Genomic DNA, 16,192 nt, shown 5'->3' with positions numbered 1-16,192 from the left:
AAGTTATGAATCCGGTCAAGGGATCCTCCGCGAATGTCAGCACAGAAAGACAAAGAACAATCCGATAATCCACGCCGTCCCGGTCGCCCGCGCGGGAAGAAAGCCGGGGCCGACAACCGGGAACAGCTGATGGACATCGCGCTGATGCTGTTTGCCCGCCAGGGCATCGCGCGCGTGTCGCTGAACGCGATTGCCAAAGAGGCGGGCGTCACCCCGGCAATGCTGCACTACTATTTCACCTCCCGAGAAGCGCTGGTCGACAGGCTGCTCGAAGAGCGTTTTATGCCGTTGCGCAATCGTATTAGCCTGGCGTTCAGCGAATATCCGGACGACCCGGTAAGGTCACTAACGCTGATGGTGAGAGTGCTGGCGGAGCTCGCGGAGCAAAACGACTGGTTCGCACCGCTGTGGATGCAGGAGATGATTGGCGAGATGCCGATTCTGCGTCAGCATATGCATGCCCGCTTCGGCGATGAGAAGTTCCACAAAATGCTGAGCATCATCACCGGCTGGCAGGAGAGCGGGAAACTGAATCGCTCGCTGTCGCCGGAGCTGCTCATCACCACGCTGATTAGCCTGGTGCTGGTGCCGTTCTCCCGGCTGCGCACCGATGAGCGGATGAAAAACATCTCCCCCGACGCCATCGTACGCCATGCGCTGGCGATCATGGATCAGGGAATCGGCGGTTAAAGCGATTTGGTCAGGTAGTGGCGCTGCATGCCCTGATACGGGAAGTCCTGAATGCTGTTGTGCAGGGTGAAGCCGCATTTCTGGTAGAACGGCAGCGCCTGGAAGCTGGCGGTATCGACCAGCATATGGCGACAGCCCCATTCAAGAATGCGCGCTTCAGCAGTACGGATAAGCTCGCTGCCAAGGCCGGTGCCGCGCGCCGCTTCGCTGACCCACAGAAAATCAATGCACAGCCAGTCGCCCTTGCGTTTACCAATCAGGCCGCCGAGCATCACACCGTTATCATCGCGGGCGTAGACGCCGAGGCTGTACCAGTCTCTGATATCGATAAACTGACGATTAAAGGCGCGTAATCCATCCAGTAATTCTTCCTGATCCTCAGGGGTAATCTGCTCTTTTACCTCGATTTTCATCGCCACACTCTCTCATCATGGTTTCGACAGCTCATACTACCCTAAATCAGAGGGCGGCAATCGGTCCGCTCCACCCTGTGCTATCATCGCCGCAACGTTATCAGGTTGTTGAGGACAAGATGGGAGCCACCCGCAAAGGGATGCTGAACGTGCTGATCGCCGCCATACTCTGGGGCAGTTCAGGCGTGTGTGCGCAGTACATTATGGAGCAGAGTCAGATGTCGTCGCCGTTCCTGACGATGGTGCGCCTGATTTTCGCGGGGCTGATTTTGCTGATGCTCGGCTTCGTCCACGGCGATAACATTTTCCGCATCCTGAAAAACCGCAAAGATGCGCTGAGCCTGCTGCTGTTTTCCCTCGTCGGCGCGCTGACGGTGCAGCTCACTTTCCTGATGACCATCGAAAAATCCAACGCCGCGACGGCGACCGTGCTTCAGTTTCTGTCGCCGACGATCATCGTGGCCTGGTTCGCCCTCGCGCGGAAATCCCGCCCCGGCGGGCTGGTGTTTGCCGCCATTTTCACCTCACTTATCGGCACATTTTTATTGGTGACCCACGGCGATCCGACTTCGCTTTCGGTTTCTCCGGCTGCGGTGTTCTGGGGCATCGCGTCGGCCTTCGCTGCCGCCTTCTATACTACCTATCCTTCGACGCTTATCGCGCGCTATGGCACGCTGCCGATCGTTGGCTGGAGCATGCTTATCGGCGGGGCGTTTTTGCTGCCGTTTTATGCGGGCGACGGGATGCATTTTGTGATTAACGGCAGCCTGCTACTGGCGTTTTTCTATCTGGTGGTGATTGGCACGTCGCTGACGTTCAGTCTCTATCTGAAAGGCGCGCAGATGATCGGTGGTCCGAAAGCCAGCATCCTCAGCTGTGCCGAACCGCTGAGCAGCGCGTTTTTATCGGTGCTGCTGCTCGGCGTCAGCTTCGCGCTGCCGGACTGGATTGGCACGCTGCTGATCCTCTCCTCGGTTATCCTGATTTCGCTGGATTCGCGTCGTCACGCCCGGCTTGGTTGACGGCAGAGGCTGTCAATCATGCCTTTGGACGATAATTTTCCTAATTCACTGATTTAAAAATAAATTATCTGGCGAAAATTTGCGCATCAGGATGCGAGGATATAGAGTTAAGGAATGATGCTGCAGAAGAAGGGCTACGTAATGAAAACCGTTACATTTCTGTGTTTACTGGCGACGCTGGCCGTCCCGGCGGCGTTCGCCGATTCGCCGATGAAGAGCCTGCAGTTTGAGCAGCAAAAGCAGCAGGTGATGAAGGACGTGAAGAAAACCTGCACCCCGGGCAAAAACATGAGCGACGCTGACTTCAGCAATAAAATTCTCGCCAGTGAAGAGAACAAAATGCACGTTCGCGACGCGACCATCGCGCTGGATCGGAATAACCAGAAGAACTACTGGAATGCCATCGGGCAGATTCAGTGCCCGGATATGTGATCCGGGCAGAAAGGGTTATTTCATCCGGACTTTTGTCGCCACCAGCAGCGCGGTGAGCAGCATCAGCGAACCTGAAAGCATAAGCGGTGACAGCAGGCCGAAATGGTCGAGCGCCACGCCGCCAATCGCCGCCCCACAGGTGTTGGCGAGCTGAATCACCGCCACCTGAATCGACCCCGCCTTTTCTGCCTGGTCCGAGAGCGAGCGGGTGATCCACGTTGACCAGCCAACCGGCACCAGCGCAAAGGCAAAGCCCCAGACAATGGCTACCGTGGCCGCCACGGCTTTCTCGCTTCCCCACAAAATCAGCACTGCTGCACTCACCGCAAGAATAAGCGGTGCGCAGGCCAGCGCCGCTTTCACCGAGTATTTGAGGATCGGCGCGGACAGCGACGTGCCAACAAAGCTCGCAATCCCGAAGCTCAGCAGCACCAGCGTCAGGCCGTCGACATCAAACCCGGCAAGGGTCATAAACACCGGGCGAATGTAGGTGAAAAATGCAAACTGCCCGGCGAAGGCCATGAAAATGGCCGTCATCCCGGCCAGCACGCCCGGACGCTTTAACAACCCGAACATATTGGCCTTTTGCCCACTTTCTCCCGGCAGCGACGGCAGCGCTTTCCATACCCAGAGAACACATAGCAGGCCCATCAAAGCCGCACCGTTAAAGACGTTGCGCCAGCCGATGATGCCGCCTAAAAAACTGCCGAGCGGGGCAGCGATCACCAACGCAATAGACACCGCACCAAAAATAATCGACAGCGCTTTCGGCACGAGGCGTGCGGGCACCAGGCGCATCGTCAGTGACGCAGACATGGCCCAGAAGCCACCGAGCGCCAGCCCCAGACAGGCGCGGCCCAGCAGAAGCAGACTGAAGCTGGAAGCAAACGACACCAGCAGGCAGGATATCGTCAGCAGCACGGAGAACAGGATCACCACATAGCGACGGTCGGTGCGGCCAATGATATGCGTGACAAACAGGCTAGCGAACATCGCCACGAACGCGGTGGTGGTGACCGACTGGCCCGCAACACCTTCGGTAATACCGAGATCCTGCGCCATCGGCGTCAGCAGGCTCACCGGCAGAAATTCAACGGTAATCAGGCAGGCAACGCAAAACGCGACGGCAAAGACCGCCGACCAGTTTGGGCGGGTCAACGCCTCACTGCGAGGAAGGGTTTCGGTACATTCGCTCATCGTTCACCTGCGCAATTTCGGAAGGAAAGTTGCGCAGTGTAGCATTTTAACTGTGACGCATTTAACGTTTTGGCAACTATCGGTGCGGACCCTCCCCAGCGGGAAGAGGGAGAAGAAAGTGCGGCCTGTTCCCCTCACCCCGGCCCTCTCCCCACAGGGGCGAGGGAGAAAAGACGACAGGGGTCGAAGCGGGAATCGGTTTTACCTGAGGGAATGGGAGCAGGAGTCGAAGACGAAACCAGGTTTATCCCCTCTCCCTGAGGGAGAGGGTCAGGGTGAGGGGGAAATTACTGTGCCGGAGCGGCGGGAACCGGAGCCGCCTCCGTAGGCGCTGGCACAACCGGCGTCGCGGTAGTCACTTCGCCGTTGGTCATGGTTTGCGTCACTTCCTGCTTGTTCATATTCACCGCGTGCAGCTGCCCGCTAACGGTCGGTTTTAACGGCGTGCTGGCCTGCACCTTCCCGCTGGCGCGCAGCTGAAGATTACCGTCGCCGCTAATCGGCAGCACCGGCCAGCCCCAGGCTTCAAGAATATTCAGCGGCACGCCGCGACCGTTGAGGCTGATGGCGGCTTCACGCTGCGGCAGCTGCGACACGCCTGCCGTGGCTTCCAGAATCCCTTTCTCGGTGAAGGCGCTCAGTTCGGTGATGTTCACCTGAGACGGGCTGGCGACCAGCTTCAGCGAAGGACGGCGCACGTCCACACGGTTAAAAGTAGCAGCGGCGGCGTTCAGCGCAGCATTACCGCTCCACACGCCCCAGCTTCCGTTCTTCGCGATCTGCAGGTTGTCGCCGTAGCCATCCAGAGAAGTAACCTGCCACGGGAAGGCCGGGTCGATGTCGATCACCAGGTTGCGGCTGGCGGTGAATTTGCTCAACGTCACGCTTTGCAGCCAGGCGGGGAGCGGATCCATCCACAATGTTTTCCAGTTCGACGGCAGGGTGTATTCCAGCCCGGCGATAGCGGTGTCATCCAGCACCAGCGCATTACCGTTGCGTAACCAGTTTCCGGAGGTGCGCACCATGCCGCCTTCCCAGCGCGAGGTAAACTGGCGCAGCGCCACGCCCTGTGGCGAAAACTCTGCGTTGAAAATCGGATCAAGCAGATGCAGCGAGCCATAGATAAATTCGTCGGCGTTCATCGACAGGCGCCCGCCGTCGCTGTTCCAGCCGCCCTGGCTCAGGGTGAGGTTGCGCAGGCTGAAATCTAAATCAGCAATTGCCCAGTCCGGCCCTTGCAGGCGCGCGTCCGTCACTTCCAGGCTGCCGATAGTGAGCGACGGGACGGTGGTCAGCGGGGCAAAGAAATCTTTCAGGGATTTGTCGCTCTGCATGCGGATGTCGGTCAGGCGGAGGCTGTCGACCAGCCAGCTGCCGTCGGCGTTGCGCTTTGCATTTCCGGTGAGCGAGCCGCGCGCAATGTCTGCGCCAATCGTGCCAAGCGTGACCACGCCATTATCGATGCTGCCCTGAATCAGCACGTTTTCCGCCGGAATACCGTTCAGGGTCATCGAGCCTGCGCTCATCTGAATCTGCGTTTGCTTGCCAAGCACATTCCCCGCTTCCGGTACCCACGGCGAGACGCCGCCGGTGACGCGCTGCGCGCTCAGCGCCCAGCCGGTTTCCGGGCTGTTGAACGCCATATTGCTGAGCTGCAGCGTATCGGCTTCAAACGGGAACGGCGCGGTAGAAGGCGACAGGTTCAGCGTGCCGTCCTGGAGGGTGATAGTGTCGGCGTGCAGCGGATCGGTAAGCTGGCGGCTACTGAGGCCAATATCCACCGTTTTGGCAACCAGCGTGGCGGGTTTGCCGTCTCGGCCAAAGGTGACGTTTCTCAGCAGGACGTGCGAGGGAGAAGAGAAGCGATGATCCATCGCGTCAAAGGCGATGTGGTAATCGGTATTGGCCGAAATCCAGCCGCTGACTTCACGCGCCCCCCAGCGGGTTTGAAGCAAAAAATAAAACGCCAGCACAACCAGCAGCAGCGCGATAAGCAGCCAGACCAGCAGCTTCCCGATAAATTTCATCGTCTTCCATCCTGTGAAGGGCACATAAGGGAGTTATGCACGATTTGTGCGCAATCCTCAAGGAGGGATTCGTATAAGAAGGTTTCACGGCGGCCCGCAGAGCGCCGCCGTGATGCAGGTCAGTTCTTCTCTGGCGGGAAGACCAGGTTCAGGATGATGGCGGTAATACCGCCCGCAGCGATGCCGGAGGAGAGCAGGTTTTTCAGCCAGTCCGGAGCGAACTGCAGGATCATCGGCTGCTGAGACACGCCAAGGCCGACGGCCAGCGACAGCGCGATAATCAGGATTGCGCGACGGTTCAGCGGCTCGCGGGAAACGATACGCACGCCGGAAGCGGCGATAGTGCCAAACATCACCAGCGTTGCGCCGCCAAGAACGGGCTCAGGGATGTGCTGCACGAAGCCGCTCACCGCCGGGAACAGGCCGAGTACGATCAGCATCAGCGCCACCACAAAGCCCACGTAGCGGCTGGCAACGCCGGTCAGCTGGATCACGCCGTTGTTCTGGCCGAAGCAGGAGTTCGGGAAGGTGTTGAAGATGGCTGAAACGCAGGAGTTCAGGCCGTTCGCCAGCACGCCGCCTTTCAGGCGCTTCATATAGACCGGGCCGGAGACGGGCTGCTCGGAAACGTCGGAGGTGGCGGTAATGTCGCCGATGGTTTCCAGCGAGGTGATCATAAACACCAGCATCAGCGGCAGCAGGAGGTTCCAGTCAATACCGAGGCCATAATAGAGCGGCGTCGGCACCATTATCATCGGGCTGTTGGTCGTCGCCGTTTCCGGCAGCATACCCATTACCCAGGCGGCGGCATAGCCTGCTGCCATGGCGATCACCAGCGAGGCGATGCGCAGGTACGGATTACGCTGGCGGTTCAGCACAATGATAATGGCCAGCACGATGCCCGCCAGCAGCAGGTTTTTCGGCGCACCGAAGCTGTGATCGGCCATTGCGGCGTAGCCACCACCGATAGACGTCAACCCCACCTGAATCAGCGACAGGCCGATAATCATGACCACCACGCCGGACACCAGCGGCGTGATGATACGGCGCGCCAGATGCAGCACGCGGGAAAGCGCCATCTCGGTGAAGCTCGCCAGCATCAGGGTGCCGAACAGCGCCGCCATCATCGTCGGTACGTCTGCACCGCCGGTTTTCAGCGCGGTGCCACCCATAATAAGCGGCGCGACGAAGTTAAAGCTGGTGCCCTGAATGGAAAGCAGACCGGAGCCCACCGGCCCCCAGGCTTTGATCTGAATAATGGACGCCACGCCTGAAGCAAACAGCGACATGCTGATGATGTGCTGCGTATCCTGCGCCGGTAAACCGAGCGCCTGGCAAATCAGCAGCGCCGGTGTGATCACCGCGACAAACATCGCCAGCAGGTGCTGGAAGGCGGCAAACAGCGTCTGTGGCAGCGGTGGGCGGTCTTCAAGACGGTAGATAAGCTCGCTGTTATTTTTCTGCGCAATCGGTTGCGCATTTTCAGCTTCGATGGTGTTCACTGACATTTTCAGAGGCAATCCCGTGGTGGAAAAGGGGGGATTTTAACGGACTGCCAGGCAAAAGCAAACGGTTGCCTTCAATAGACTAAGGATGAATAAGCCTACAGTCCTTTATTCTGCTTTTTCAGGTTCTGACGAAGGGCCGCCGCTTTGAGGGCTTATACCTGCTTTGTACTGATGCTGTCGATGTTTGGCTAATAAAAAAGCCGGGCGGTGCTGACGCTTGCCCGGCCTGCGATATCAACGCGATGTGCTGCTTTGCAGGCCCGGTAAGCACAAGCGCCACCGGGCATTCAGCCCTTGCAGCTACTCGTGATCTTCCCACGCCATCGCGCGTTTAACCGCTTTTTTCCAGCCGCTGTAGCGGTAGTTGCGCTCGGTGGTTTCAATCCCCGGACGGAACTCACGCTCAATCACCGCTTTCTCCTTCAGCTCGTCCAGATTCTGCCAGAAGCCAACCGCCAGCCCGGCGAGATACGCTGCGCCAAGCGCTGTGACTTCACGCACTTCCGGACACTCAACGCGCGTGCCGAGAATGTCTGACTGGAACTGCATCAGGAAGTTATTGGCAACCGCGCCGCCGTCCACACGCAGGGCGTGCAGTCGAATACCCGAGTCCGCCTGCATCGCTTCCAGCACGTCGCGCGTCTGGTAGGCGATGGATTCCAGTGTCGCACGAATGATGTGGTTGGAGTTCACGCCACGCGTCAGGCCGAAGATTGCCCCGCGAGCGTATGGATCCCAATACGGTGCGCCGAGACCGGTGAAGGCCGGAACCACGTACACACCGTTGGTGTCGTTCACCTTGGTAGCAAAATATTCGGAATCGAACGCGTCGTTAATCAGCTTCATTTCGTCGCGCAGCCACTGAATGGACGCGCCCGCCATGAACACCGCACCTTCCAGCGCATAGTTCACTTCACCGGCCGGACCGCAGGCGATAGTCGTCAGCAGGCCATGCTCGGATTTCACCGCCGTTTCACCGGTGTTCATCAGCATAAAGCAGCCGGTGCCGTAGGTGTTTTTCGCCATCCCTTCCTTAACGCACAGCTGGCCGAACAGCGCCGCCTGCTGGTCACCGGCGATCCCGGCGATGGGAATACGCGTGCCGCCTTTACCACCGATGTTGGTCTGACCATAGACTTCGGAGGATTTGCGCACGTCCGGCAGCATGGCGCGCGGGATATCCAGCGCATCGAGCATTTTGTCATCCCAGTCGAGATCGTGGATGTTGAACAGCATGGTGCGCGAGGCGTTGGTGTAGTCAGTAACGTGCACGCGGCCCTGGGTCATACGCCAGATAAGCCATGTGTCGACGGTGCCGAACAGCAGCTCACCGCGTTTGGCACGCTCGCGAGCGCCTTCCACGTGGTCGAGTATCCACTTCACTTTGGTACCGGAGAAGTACGGGTCGATCACCAGACCTGTCGCTTTGCGCACGTACTCTTCCATGCCATCACGCTTGAGCTGCTCGCAGATATCAGCGGTACGACGGCACTGCCAGACGATGGCGTTATAAATCGGCTTGCCGGTTTCTTTATCCCAGACAATGGCGGTTTCACGCTGGTTGGTGATGCCGATGGCAGCCACTTCGTCGGAGCTGATATCGGCTTTCGCCAGCACTTCAATCAGCGTGGAGCTTTGCGAAGCCCAGATCTCCATCGGGTCGTGCTCAACCCAGCCTGGCTTCGGATAAATTTGTTCGAATTCGCGCTGCGAAACGCTGACGATATTGGCGTCGTGATCCATGACAACGGCGCGGGAGCTGGTTGTACCCTGATCGAGCGCAACGATGTATTTTTTGTCAGTCATAATGCTAAGTCCCGTAGTCAGATTACAGCGAAGCTTTCTGTTGTGTGGTGCTGGCGGTGGTCTCTTTCTCTTCCACCTCGCAGACGTCGCACGGTAAATGGCGGCCAATCAGCTTGCGATAGCCGAAGGCACCGAGCGATGCGCCGACAATCGGTGCGAACAGCGGCACCACAAAATAAGGAATGTCTTTGCCGCCGGTAAAGGCCACTTCGCCCCAGCCGGCAAGCCAGGCGAACGTTTTCGGGCCAAGGTCACGCGCCGGGTTCATCGCAAAGCCGGTCAGCGGCCCCATGGATGCACCAATAACCGCAATCAGCAAACCAATCAGCAGCGGTGCCATCGGTCCGCGCGGTACGCCGTTGCCGTCGTCCGTCAGCGCCAGAATAACGCCCATCAGGATAGCGGTAATGACCATTTCTACCGCGAAGGCCTGCACAAAATTGATATGCGGATTGGGATACGTGGAGAAAATGCCTGCCAGATCCAGACTTTCGACGCTGCCGCGCACCATATTGTGCGAGTGTTCGAAGTCGATGAAAAGATTGTAATAAAGCCCGTAAACCAGCGCCGCTGCGCAAAACGCGCCAGCAAATTGCGAAACAATGAAGGGAACAACTTTACGCCTGTCGAAACAGGCAAACAGCCAGAGGGCAATGGTAACGGCCGGATTAAGGTGTGCGCCGGAAACCCCTGCGGTCAGGTAAATGGCCATCGCCACCCCTAAGCCCCAGATAATACTGATTTCCCATTGACCGAAGGTCGCGCCTGCAACTTTTAGCGCGGCCACGCATCCAACACCGAAGAAGATCAACAACCCGGTACCAAGGAACTCGGCAATGCACTGGCCTTTTAAGGTTGATGTTTGACTCATGATCGGATCCTGAAGACTGATGGATTAATGATTATTGTGAACATGGAGGTCGGAGACGGCCATGTTGCCATGTAGGCATAGTGTTAATTTATCGTTAACGAACAAAAACGAGAAATATCGAAATCAAAATCTGTGTAACTCGTCAATAAAATGAGCGTTTTCGCGCGATGAAGTGCGCATTTTGACCGTTGTCAATCCGCAAGCGGGCTCATTTATGTAACGAACAGATTAACAATTGAGGGGATTTTGCGGCGAACGTTCCAGGACGAGGCTGAAAAGTGTTGCAAACCGCAATCTGCGCGCCCCGGCGCTGGACAGGGAGCACGGCGCTCCATACAATCGAGGCACAGCAGTGCGCTTATTTTCGTTAAGGCGTCGCCGGGGTTCCGGGCCGAGATCAACGCCTTGCAAATTCAGGAGAGGTATGACGATGTCATTAGAAGTGTTTGAGAAACTGGAATCTAAAGTACAGCAGGCGATTGATACCATCACCCTGCTGCAGATGGAAATCGAAGAGCTGAAAGAGAAGAACAATACGCTGGCTCAGGAAGTGCAGAACGCTGCGCACAGCCGCGAAGATCTGGAACGCGAAAACAACCAGCTGAAAGAACAGCAGCACGGCTGGCAGGAGCGTTTACAGGCGCTGCTGGGCCGCATGGAAGAAGTCTGATTTCCCACTACACCCTTCGTCAGAAGGGTGTTTTGTTTTGCTGCCAGCGTTTACTCATTTTTTATCGTGATAAGCGTAAGGATGGGGGCTGTAACCGTACGCATAATAGCCGCTGGTTTTCTTGCGGATACCGTTCAGGATCCATCCTTCAACTGACACGCCATCCTGTTCAAACCGGCGCGTGCTGGCAATAACTTCTTTGGCTGTATTGTCTTCAAAACGCGCGACCATCAAAACGGTGCCCGTATAGCGGCCCACCACTGTTGCATCTGTCACCGCCATCGCTGGCGGCGTGTCGATGATGACCAGATCGTACAGAGGCGACACTTCATCGAGTAAACTTTTGAAGCCCGGACTCATCAGCAGTTCCGCCGGGTTGGAAGGCGTGTGCCCGCGAGTAATGAAGTCGATGTCCGCTTCCGGAAGGGTGACAACGGTCTGAGCAAAGGTAGCTTTGCCATTGAGAATGTCGGAAAGCCCGGGAGTTTCTTCCACGCCAAACAGCTGATGTAAATAACCTTTTCGCATATCGGCATCAATCAGTAAGACCCTTTTTTGCGTTTGCGCCACCACGGTTGCCAGGTTGCTGCTGATAAAGGTTTTCCCTGAGCCCGGGCTTACACCGGAGATCATCAACAGGTTGTTCCTCGCATCCATCATGGTGAAGTGCAGGCTGGTACGCAGACCTCTGATAGTCTCTATCGCAATATCTGCCGGATTTTGCGTTGCCAGAAGGATATCGGGCGTGCTCTTTTTGCTTCTGCCGCTATGTTTGCCCAACCATTCAGAGTAAGGCACGCAGGCGTAAACGCTAATCCCTCCCTCTTCGAGCTGTTCAGGAGATTCCAGCCCCTGATGAAGCGCCGCTTTTAGCAGAATGCCCGCTACGGAAAATGCGCCTCCCATCATCATACCGACAAGAACAATAAGCGCCTTTTTCGGTTTGACAGGGCTAGGTAACGTGATGGCGTCATCAATGATCCTGACGTTGCCAATCGCGCTGGATTTAGCCACGTTCAGTTCCTGCTGACGATTCAGAAGCTGTAAATAGACGGCGCGGCCGGAATCGACATCACGGCTCAGGCGCAGTACTTCCTGCTGAGTGGCTGGCATGGCGCTGATACGCTTGTTCAGCTTTACTTTTTCGTTTTGCAGCGTTTGACGCTTTTCCATTAAGGCCCGGTAGGTCGGGTGATCCTTTTTGTACAGCTGCGACACTTCTGCTTCCCGGAAGGTCAGCTCGTTGAGCTGATTGTCGGCGTTGACTATCTGTTCAAGTACTGACCGGGCTTCCATATTTAAGTCAACGGAATCCTTCTGTTTGCGGTACTCGTTGAGCTTGTCTTCAGCACTATTCAGATCGCTGCGTATTTTCGGCAATTGCGAGTCAAGAAACTCAAGGCTCTTTGCGTCCTGCGCGGCCTGGCGGGCGATATTCTGTGCGAGATAGCTGTCGCTGATGCTGTTGAGAATCGCCGTAATCAGCTCCGGATCTTCGCCGACCATCGTCAGGTCGAGCATCCCGGTATCTCTGCCTCGTTCCTGGACGCTAAAGGCTTTCTGTAAATCGGTAATGGCTTTCAGACGGGTGTATCGGATGAGCGTAAATCTGGATCCGGGTTCAGCATTGATGGCCGTCACCAGAAGGGAAACCCCCTCTTTTTGCAGCGGCTTTCCCGTCTGGCCGGCAATCTCGAACCCTTCACCTGAGAGCAGATACTCATGCTTTGAAATGACTTTCAGCGTTGCGGTTGCACTCCCTGTACTGGTCATGGGCAGCTCAAATCCCGCAATTTTGATCTCCATTGGCTCACCAGCCGTGATTTTTGACATTATTTTGCCGACGATCGGCATCTGCCTCGGCATGATTTGCGTCTGAAGATTCAGCGCATCGACAGTTTGGCCAAGCAGCATGCGTGACTGCAGCAGGGTAATTTCGGGAGCTGACTGCGGCTGGCTATCGGGCAGCATCTGGCTCAGGCTGCCCAACAACACATTTCCCTGCTTTTGTTCAATCTGAATGAGCGCATTGGCCTGGTAGAGAGGCGTTGCGGATAAGGCATAAAGCAGAGCAACCAGCGTGAACAAAGCCGTGACGAAAGCAATACACTTCCAGTGTTCGGCAAGTTCAGCTAAGAGAGCAAGCAGATCGATTTCCCGGACGCTCTCCTGAGGCTTTTGGGTTGCGGTTGATGCAGAAGACATCGAGTGATTTCCTAAAGTTAACCGGTGAATTTGCTGGCCCAGGCCTGGCATGACCGCTCAATGAGCTGAAAGATATGGTCGAAGGCTTCATCGCTTTTGTGCCAGGGGTCGGGAATGTCCATTTGGTTGAACCAGTATCCAAGCAGCATGGCTTTGCTTCTCGCCTCTGGCGCAATGTGGGCGATCTGTCTTAAGTGCGCTTTTTCCATCACCAGAATCAGGTCATATCTGACGCTGAGCTCCGGCGTGAACTGGCGCCCCCGGTGCCCGTCGAGCGAGATGCCGAATTTTTTTGCCATGCGCTGAGCGTCTGCATCGGCACCGTGGTTGATCAGTGCGGCCGTCCCGGCAGAATCAATCTTTTTATGCGGTAGCAGAACCCGGAAGAACCGCTCTCCCATTGGCGAGCGGCAAATATTCCCCGTACAAACCACCAGAATTTTGCTCGGCATCGGCGTTACCAGGTGCGGAAATAGCGGGCGGTCTCGGTCAGATCGTGAACGCCGGAGATGGTGGGAACCAGCTGAGATACCACGCGATTCCACCTCACCAGCGGCGCTGAAGTGACATAAACGATGTCGTAGGGCTGAAGCTGGAATTCTGTGCTCAGCACCATGGCGGAAGCGTCCTGCGCATTGAGCTGGTAAATATTGGCGATTTTACCGTCATCCTTTTTGCTCTTCTGGCGAATTACAAATACCCCGGAAGCATCTGCCATGCTCTGGCTGATACCTTCGGCGCTGCCCAGCGCCTCCGCGAGGGTCATGCCGCTGCGGTCCATTTTCAGCGTGCTTTGTTTACCTACCTCACCCATAACAAAGACTTTGAGATCGTCATTGCGCGGCACGAAAAGGATGTCTCCGGGATAAAGCAGGTAGTTTTGCGTTAAATCACCTTTCTGGAGGAGAGCATACAGCGAAATTCGGGTATCGGTACCGTTGTGGGTGAGCACGACGTTACGCCAGTCGGCGTCGGCCGTCAGACCACCGGCGGCATTGATGGCATCCATAACCGTAAGCGGAACGTTAGTGATCGCCTGCTGGCCTGACTTTGATACTTCACCGGTAACATAAGCTTTCTGTGAACGAAACGAGGCGACGCTGACGTCTACCTGCGGGCTTTCGATAACCTTATCCAGACCACGGCTTATTTGGTCCCGAATTTCATCCAGTGATTTCCCCGCAACCTTTATTTTGCCAATGTAGGGATAAAAAATAGTGCCATCAGATTTCACCCAGCTGCCCGTATCGCTCCCGCTGCGATATTGCCCTGCAGGAGTAGTCAGCTCCGGATGGTCCCAAACGGTAACCATAAGCACATCACCCACGCCAATACGGTATTCATAACGCCCGATAAGCGATTCAAGCCCGGGGTTTTGACGCGAAATGACGGGAGCAGAGCGTAACTGCTCGATAAGCTGAGGCGACAAAGGGTAAATGCTCACCAGTTTATTAATATCGTAATGGCCTTCTGGCGTCTCTATATGTGCTTTCCCCGAGGTGCTAAGATGCTGGCCTGGAATCACCGTGCAGCCCGCGAGCAATAGCGAAAATAATACTGATACGACTTGTTTAATTCGGTATTTCTTCATCATATTCTGTCGTTACATATAGAGTGTGCTTTCATGAAGGCTGTTTCTGCGAAAGTTGAAGTAAAAAATATTATTTTTCAGTGACCTGAAGCCATAGCCAACCCTTGAGGCCATGTATTTCTTGCGATTTATTTCATGCAATGTATTGCATGCAGCGAGCGCGGCTAGAATAACCTGACAATTAGCCTTTTGCAATTAACCGTTACGGTTGAAGCATTATTAATGCATTGCAAATGGGAAACCCTATAATTCGATCTGAATTTTCACAAAGTCGCATGAATATTCCTAAATTAAAAGGGGAGGGTTATATGATGAAAGGGTAATAAGAAATTTCATCATTCGATCTGAAATTTAACGAGTTCATATGAATTTTCCTAAAAATACAGGCAGGATGAAAGGGTCATATTCATCAGTAATGATAAAATAAAAACAGCACAGATCGTTCATTCTCTTTTATTTTCAAAAAAGTTTTTTCCACTCACCATGAGATATGCATTGCGAACTTTCATGAATGATTGCACGGCTCGAAAATAAGAAATTTCCCTGCCTGTCCGATCACATATAAAGTTTTCTGAAGAAGAGCTGGCAACCACAGCCCTCTCTCAACTTTATCTCCGGGGGGAAACAGCAGGAGTGTTATTGCATATGGTTATAACCAATCTTTTTTTATTCTTTAATCATTGATTTGGTTTCTGGCAGGCTACCAGCATCACACCACCACAAAAAAGAGAGCGGTCGATGAACAAGTTTGGCCTGGGGTTAACGCTTCTGCTGGCATCCGCCGGCGTTCTGGCAAAAGATATTCAGTTACTTAACGTGTCGTACGATCCCACTCGTGAACTGTATGACAACTATAACAAGGCCTTCAGCGCCTACTGGAAACAGCAAACCGGCGACAATGTCGTCATCCGCCAGTCGCACGGCGGCTCCGGCAAGCAGGCCACGTCAGTGATCAACGGTATCGAAGCCGACGTGGTGACGCTGGCGCTGGCCTACGACGTAGACGCCATCGCCGAACGTGGCCGCATTAATAAAGACTGGCTCAAGCGCCTGCCGGATAACTCCGCGCCGTACACATCAACCATCGTATTCCTGGTGCGCAAAGGCAATCCGAAACAAATTCATGACTGGAACGATCTGGTTAAACCAGGCGTGTCGGTGATCACCCCGAATCCGAAAAGCTCCGGCGGCGCGCGCTGGAACTATCTGGCGGCATGGGGTTACGCTCTGCATCACAACAACAACGATCAGGCTAAAGCACAGGATTTCGTGAAGGCTCTGTATAAAAACGTCGAAGTGCTGGATTCCGGCGCTCGTGGCTCTACCAATACCTTCGTGGAGCGCGGGATTGGTGACGTGCTGATTGCCTGGGAAAACGAAGCGCTGCTGGCCACCAACGAGCTGGGCAAAGACAAGTTTGAAATCGTCACCCCAAGCGAATCGATTCTGGCCGAACCGACCGTTTCCGTGGTGGACAAAGTCGTTGATAAGAAAGGCACCCGCACCGTCGCAGAAGCCTATCTGAAGTATCTCTATTCGCCACAGGGCCAGGATATCGTGGCGAAAAACTACTACCGCCCGCGGGATGCAGAAGTGGCGAAGAAATACGAAAGCGAATTCCCGAAGCTGAAGCTGTTCACTATCGATCAGGAATTTGGCGGCTGGACGAAAGCGCAGAAAGAGCACTTCTCTAACGGCGGCACCTTCGATCAGATTAGTCAGCGATAATCACGTTAATAAAATCGGCCCTGCGGGGCCGT

Annotated in this window: 14 protein-coding genes; 5 read left to right on the top strand and 9 right to left on the bottom strand. The window is 55.4% G+C overall.

Annotated features, from left to right (window positions below; genetic code table 11):
• Window positions 1-33: 33 nt before the first annotated feature.
• Window positions 34-690 carry a TetR/AcrR family transcriptional regulator gene (locus AB1287_RS15335; protein WP_435618321.1) on the top strand — a complete coding sequence of 219 codons (657 nt, stop codon included), beginning with the start codon at window positions 34-36 and terminating at the stop codon, window positions 688-690.
• Here AB1287_RS15335 and AB1287_RS15330 read toward each other — a convergent pair.
• Window positions 687-1,103, bottom strand: coding sequence for a GNAT family N-acetyltransferase (locus AB1287_RS15330; protein ID WP_435618320.1), 417 nt, complete (start codon window positions 1,101-1,103; stop codon window positions 687-689). The genes AB1287_RS15335 and AB1287_RS15330 overlap by 4 nt on opposite strands.
• A 119-nt stretch (window positions 1,104-1,222) precedes the next feature.
• Between AB1287_RS15330 and AB1287_RS15325 the strand changes: the two genes are divergently transcribed.
• Together AB1287_RS15325 and AB1287_RS15320 are read left to right on the top strand one after the other, a co-directional pair.
• Window positions 1,223-2,125, top strand: coding sequence for a DMT family transporter (locus AB1287_RS15325; protein ID WP_435618319.1), 903 nt, complete (start codon window positions 1,223-1,225; stop codon window positions 2,123-2,125).
• Window positions 2,126-2,266: 141 nt separating this feature from the next.
• Window positions 2,267-2,557, top strand: coding sequence for a YicS family protein (locus tag AB1287_RS15320; RefSeq protein ID WP_435618318.1), 291 nt, complete (start codon window positions 2,267-2,269; stop codon window positions 2,555-2,557).
• 15 nt (window positions 2,558-2,572) lie between these two features.
• Here AB1287_RS15320 and nepI read toward each other — a convergent pair whose 3' ends face one another.
• The 5 genes from nepI to AB1287_RS15295 all read right to left on the bottom strand — a co-directional run bounded on the left by nepI (window position 2,573) and on the right by AB1287_RS15295 (window position 9,966).
• The gene (gene nepI / locus AB1287_RS15315; protein WP_312629520.1) at window positions 2,573-3,754 is read right to left on the bottom strand and encodes a purine ribonucleoside efflux pump NepI; all 1,182 of its coding nucleotides are present in this window, start codon (window positions 3,752-3,754) and stop codon (window positions 2,573-2,575) included.
• 287 nt (window positions 3,755-4,041) lie between these two features.
• Window positions 4,042-5,781: an AsmA family protein gene (locus AB1287_RS15310; RefSeq protein ID WP_435618317.1), complete on the bottom strand. Its 1,740-nt coding sequence runs from the start codon at window positions 5,779-5,781 to the stop codon at window positions 4,042-4,044.
• Window positions 5,782-5,900: 119 nt separating this feature from the next.
• A complete protein-coding gene (locus AB1287_RS15305; protein WP_435618316.1) occupies window positions 5,901-7,289 on the bottom strand; it encodes an NCS2 family protein in 1,389 nt (462 codons plus the stop codon).
• Window positions 7,290-7,589: 300 nt separating this feature from the next.
• Window positions 7,590-9,095 (bottom strand): glycerol kinase GlpK, encoded by a 1,506-nt coding sequence (gene glpK, locus AB1287_RS15300; protein ID WP_435618315.1) that lies wholly within the window; start codon window positions 9,093-9,095, stop codon window positions 7,590-7,592.
• Window positions 9,096-9,117: 22 nt separating this feature from the next.
• Window positions 9,118-9,966 carry an MIP/aquaporin family protein gene (locus AB1287_RS15295; protein ID WP_435618314.1) on the bottom strand — a complete coding sequence of 283 codons (849 nt, stop codon included), beginning with the start codon at window positions 9,964-9,966 and terminating at the stop codon, window positions 9,118-9,120.
• A gap of 424 nt (window positions 9,967-10,390) precedes the next feature.
• On the opposite strand from AB1287_RS15295, the gene zapB reads away from it, so the two are divergent.
• Window positions 10,391-10,636, top strand: coding sequence for a septal ring assembly protein ZapB (zapB, locus tag AB1287_RS15290; protein WP_312629526.1), 246 nt, complete (start codon window positions 10,391-10,393; stop codon window positions 10,634-10,636).
• A gap of 54 nt (window positions 10,637-10,690) precedes the next feature.
• Here the strand turns inward: zapB and AB1287_RS15285 are convergent, their stop codons facing one another.
• The 3 genes from AB1287_RS15285 to AB1287_RS15275 are packed head-to-tail and all read right to left on the bottom strand — an operon-like array spanning window position 10,691 to window position 14,432.
• Entirely contained in the window at window positions 10,691-12,841 is a 2,151-nt protein-coding gene (locus tag AB1287_RS15285; RefSeq protein ID WP_435618313.1) for a polysaccharide biosynthesis tyrosine autokinase, read from the bottom strand.
• 17 nt (window positions 12,842-12,858) lie between these two features.
• Window positions 12,859-13,293: a low molecular weight protein-tyrosine-phosphatase gene (locus AB1287_RS15280; protein WP_435618312.1), complete on the bottom strand. Its 435-nt coding sequence runs from the start codon at window positions 13,291-13,293 to the stop codon at window positions 12,859-12,861.
• A gap of 5 nt (window positions 13,294-13,298) precedes the next feature.
• Window positions 13,299-14,432 carry a polysaccharide export protein gene (locus tag AB1287_RS15275; RefSeq protein WP_435618467.1) on the bottom strand — a complete coding sequence of 378 codons (1,134 nt, stop codon included), beginning with the start codon at window positions 14,430-14,432 and terminating at the stop codon, window positions 13,299-13,301.
• A gap of 738 nt (window positions 14,433-15,170) precedes the next feature.
• Between AB1287_RS15275 and AB1287_RS15270 the strand changes: the two genes are divergently transcribed.
• Complete coding sequence (locus AB1287_RS15270; RefSeq protein WP_312629530.1) at window positions 15,171-16,160, top strand: sulfate ABC transporter substrate-binding protein; 990 nt, start codon at window positions 15,171-15,173, stop codon at window positions 16,158-16,160.
• Window positions 16,161-16,192 lie beyond the last annotated feature (32 nt).

This window comes from Scandinavium sp. UTDF21-P1B, assembly GCF_040750395.1.
In the GTDB taxonomy this organism is placed as follows: domain Bacteria; phylum Pseudomonadota; class Gammaproteobacteria; order Enterobacterales; family Enterobacteriaceae; genus Scandinavium.
Note: the sequence above shows the minus strand (reverse complement) of the source record. Positions and strands in the feature narration are given on the sequence as shown.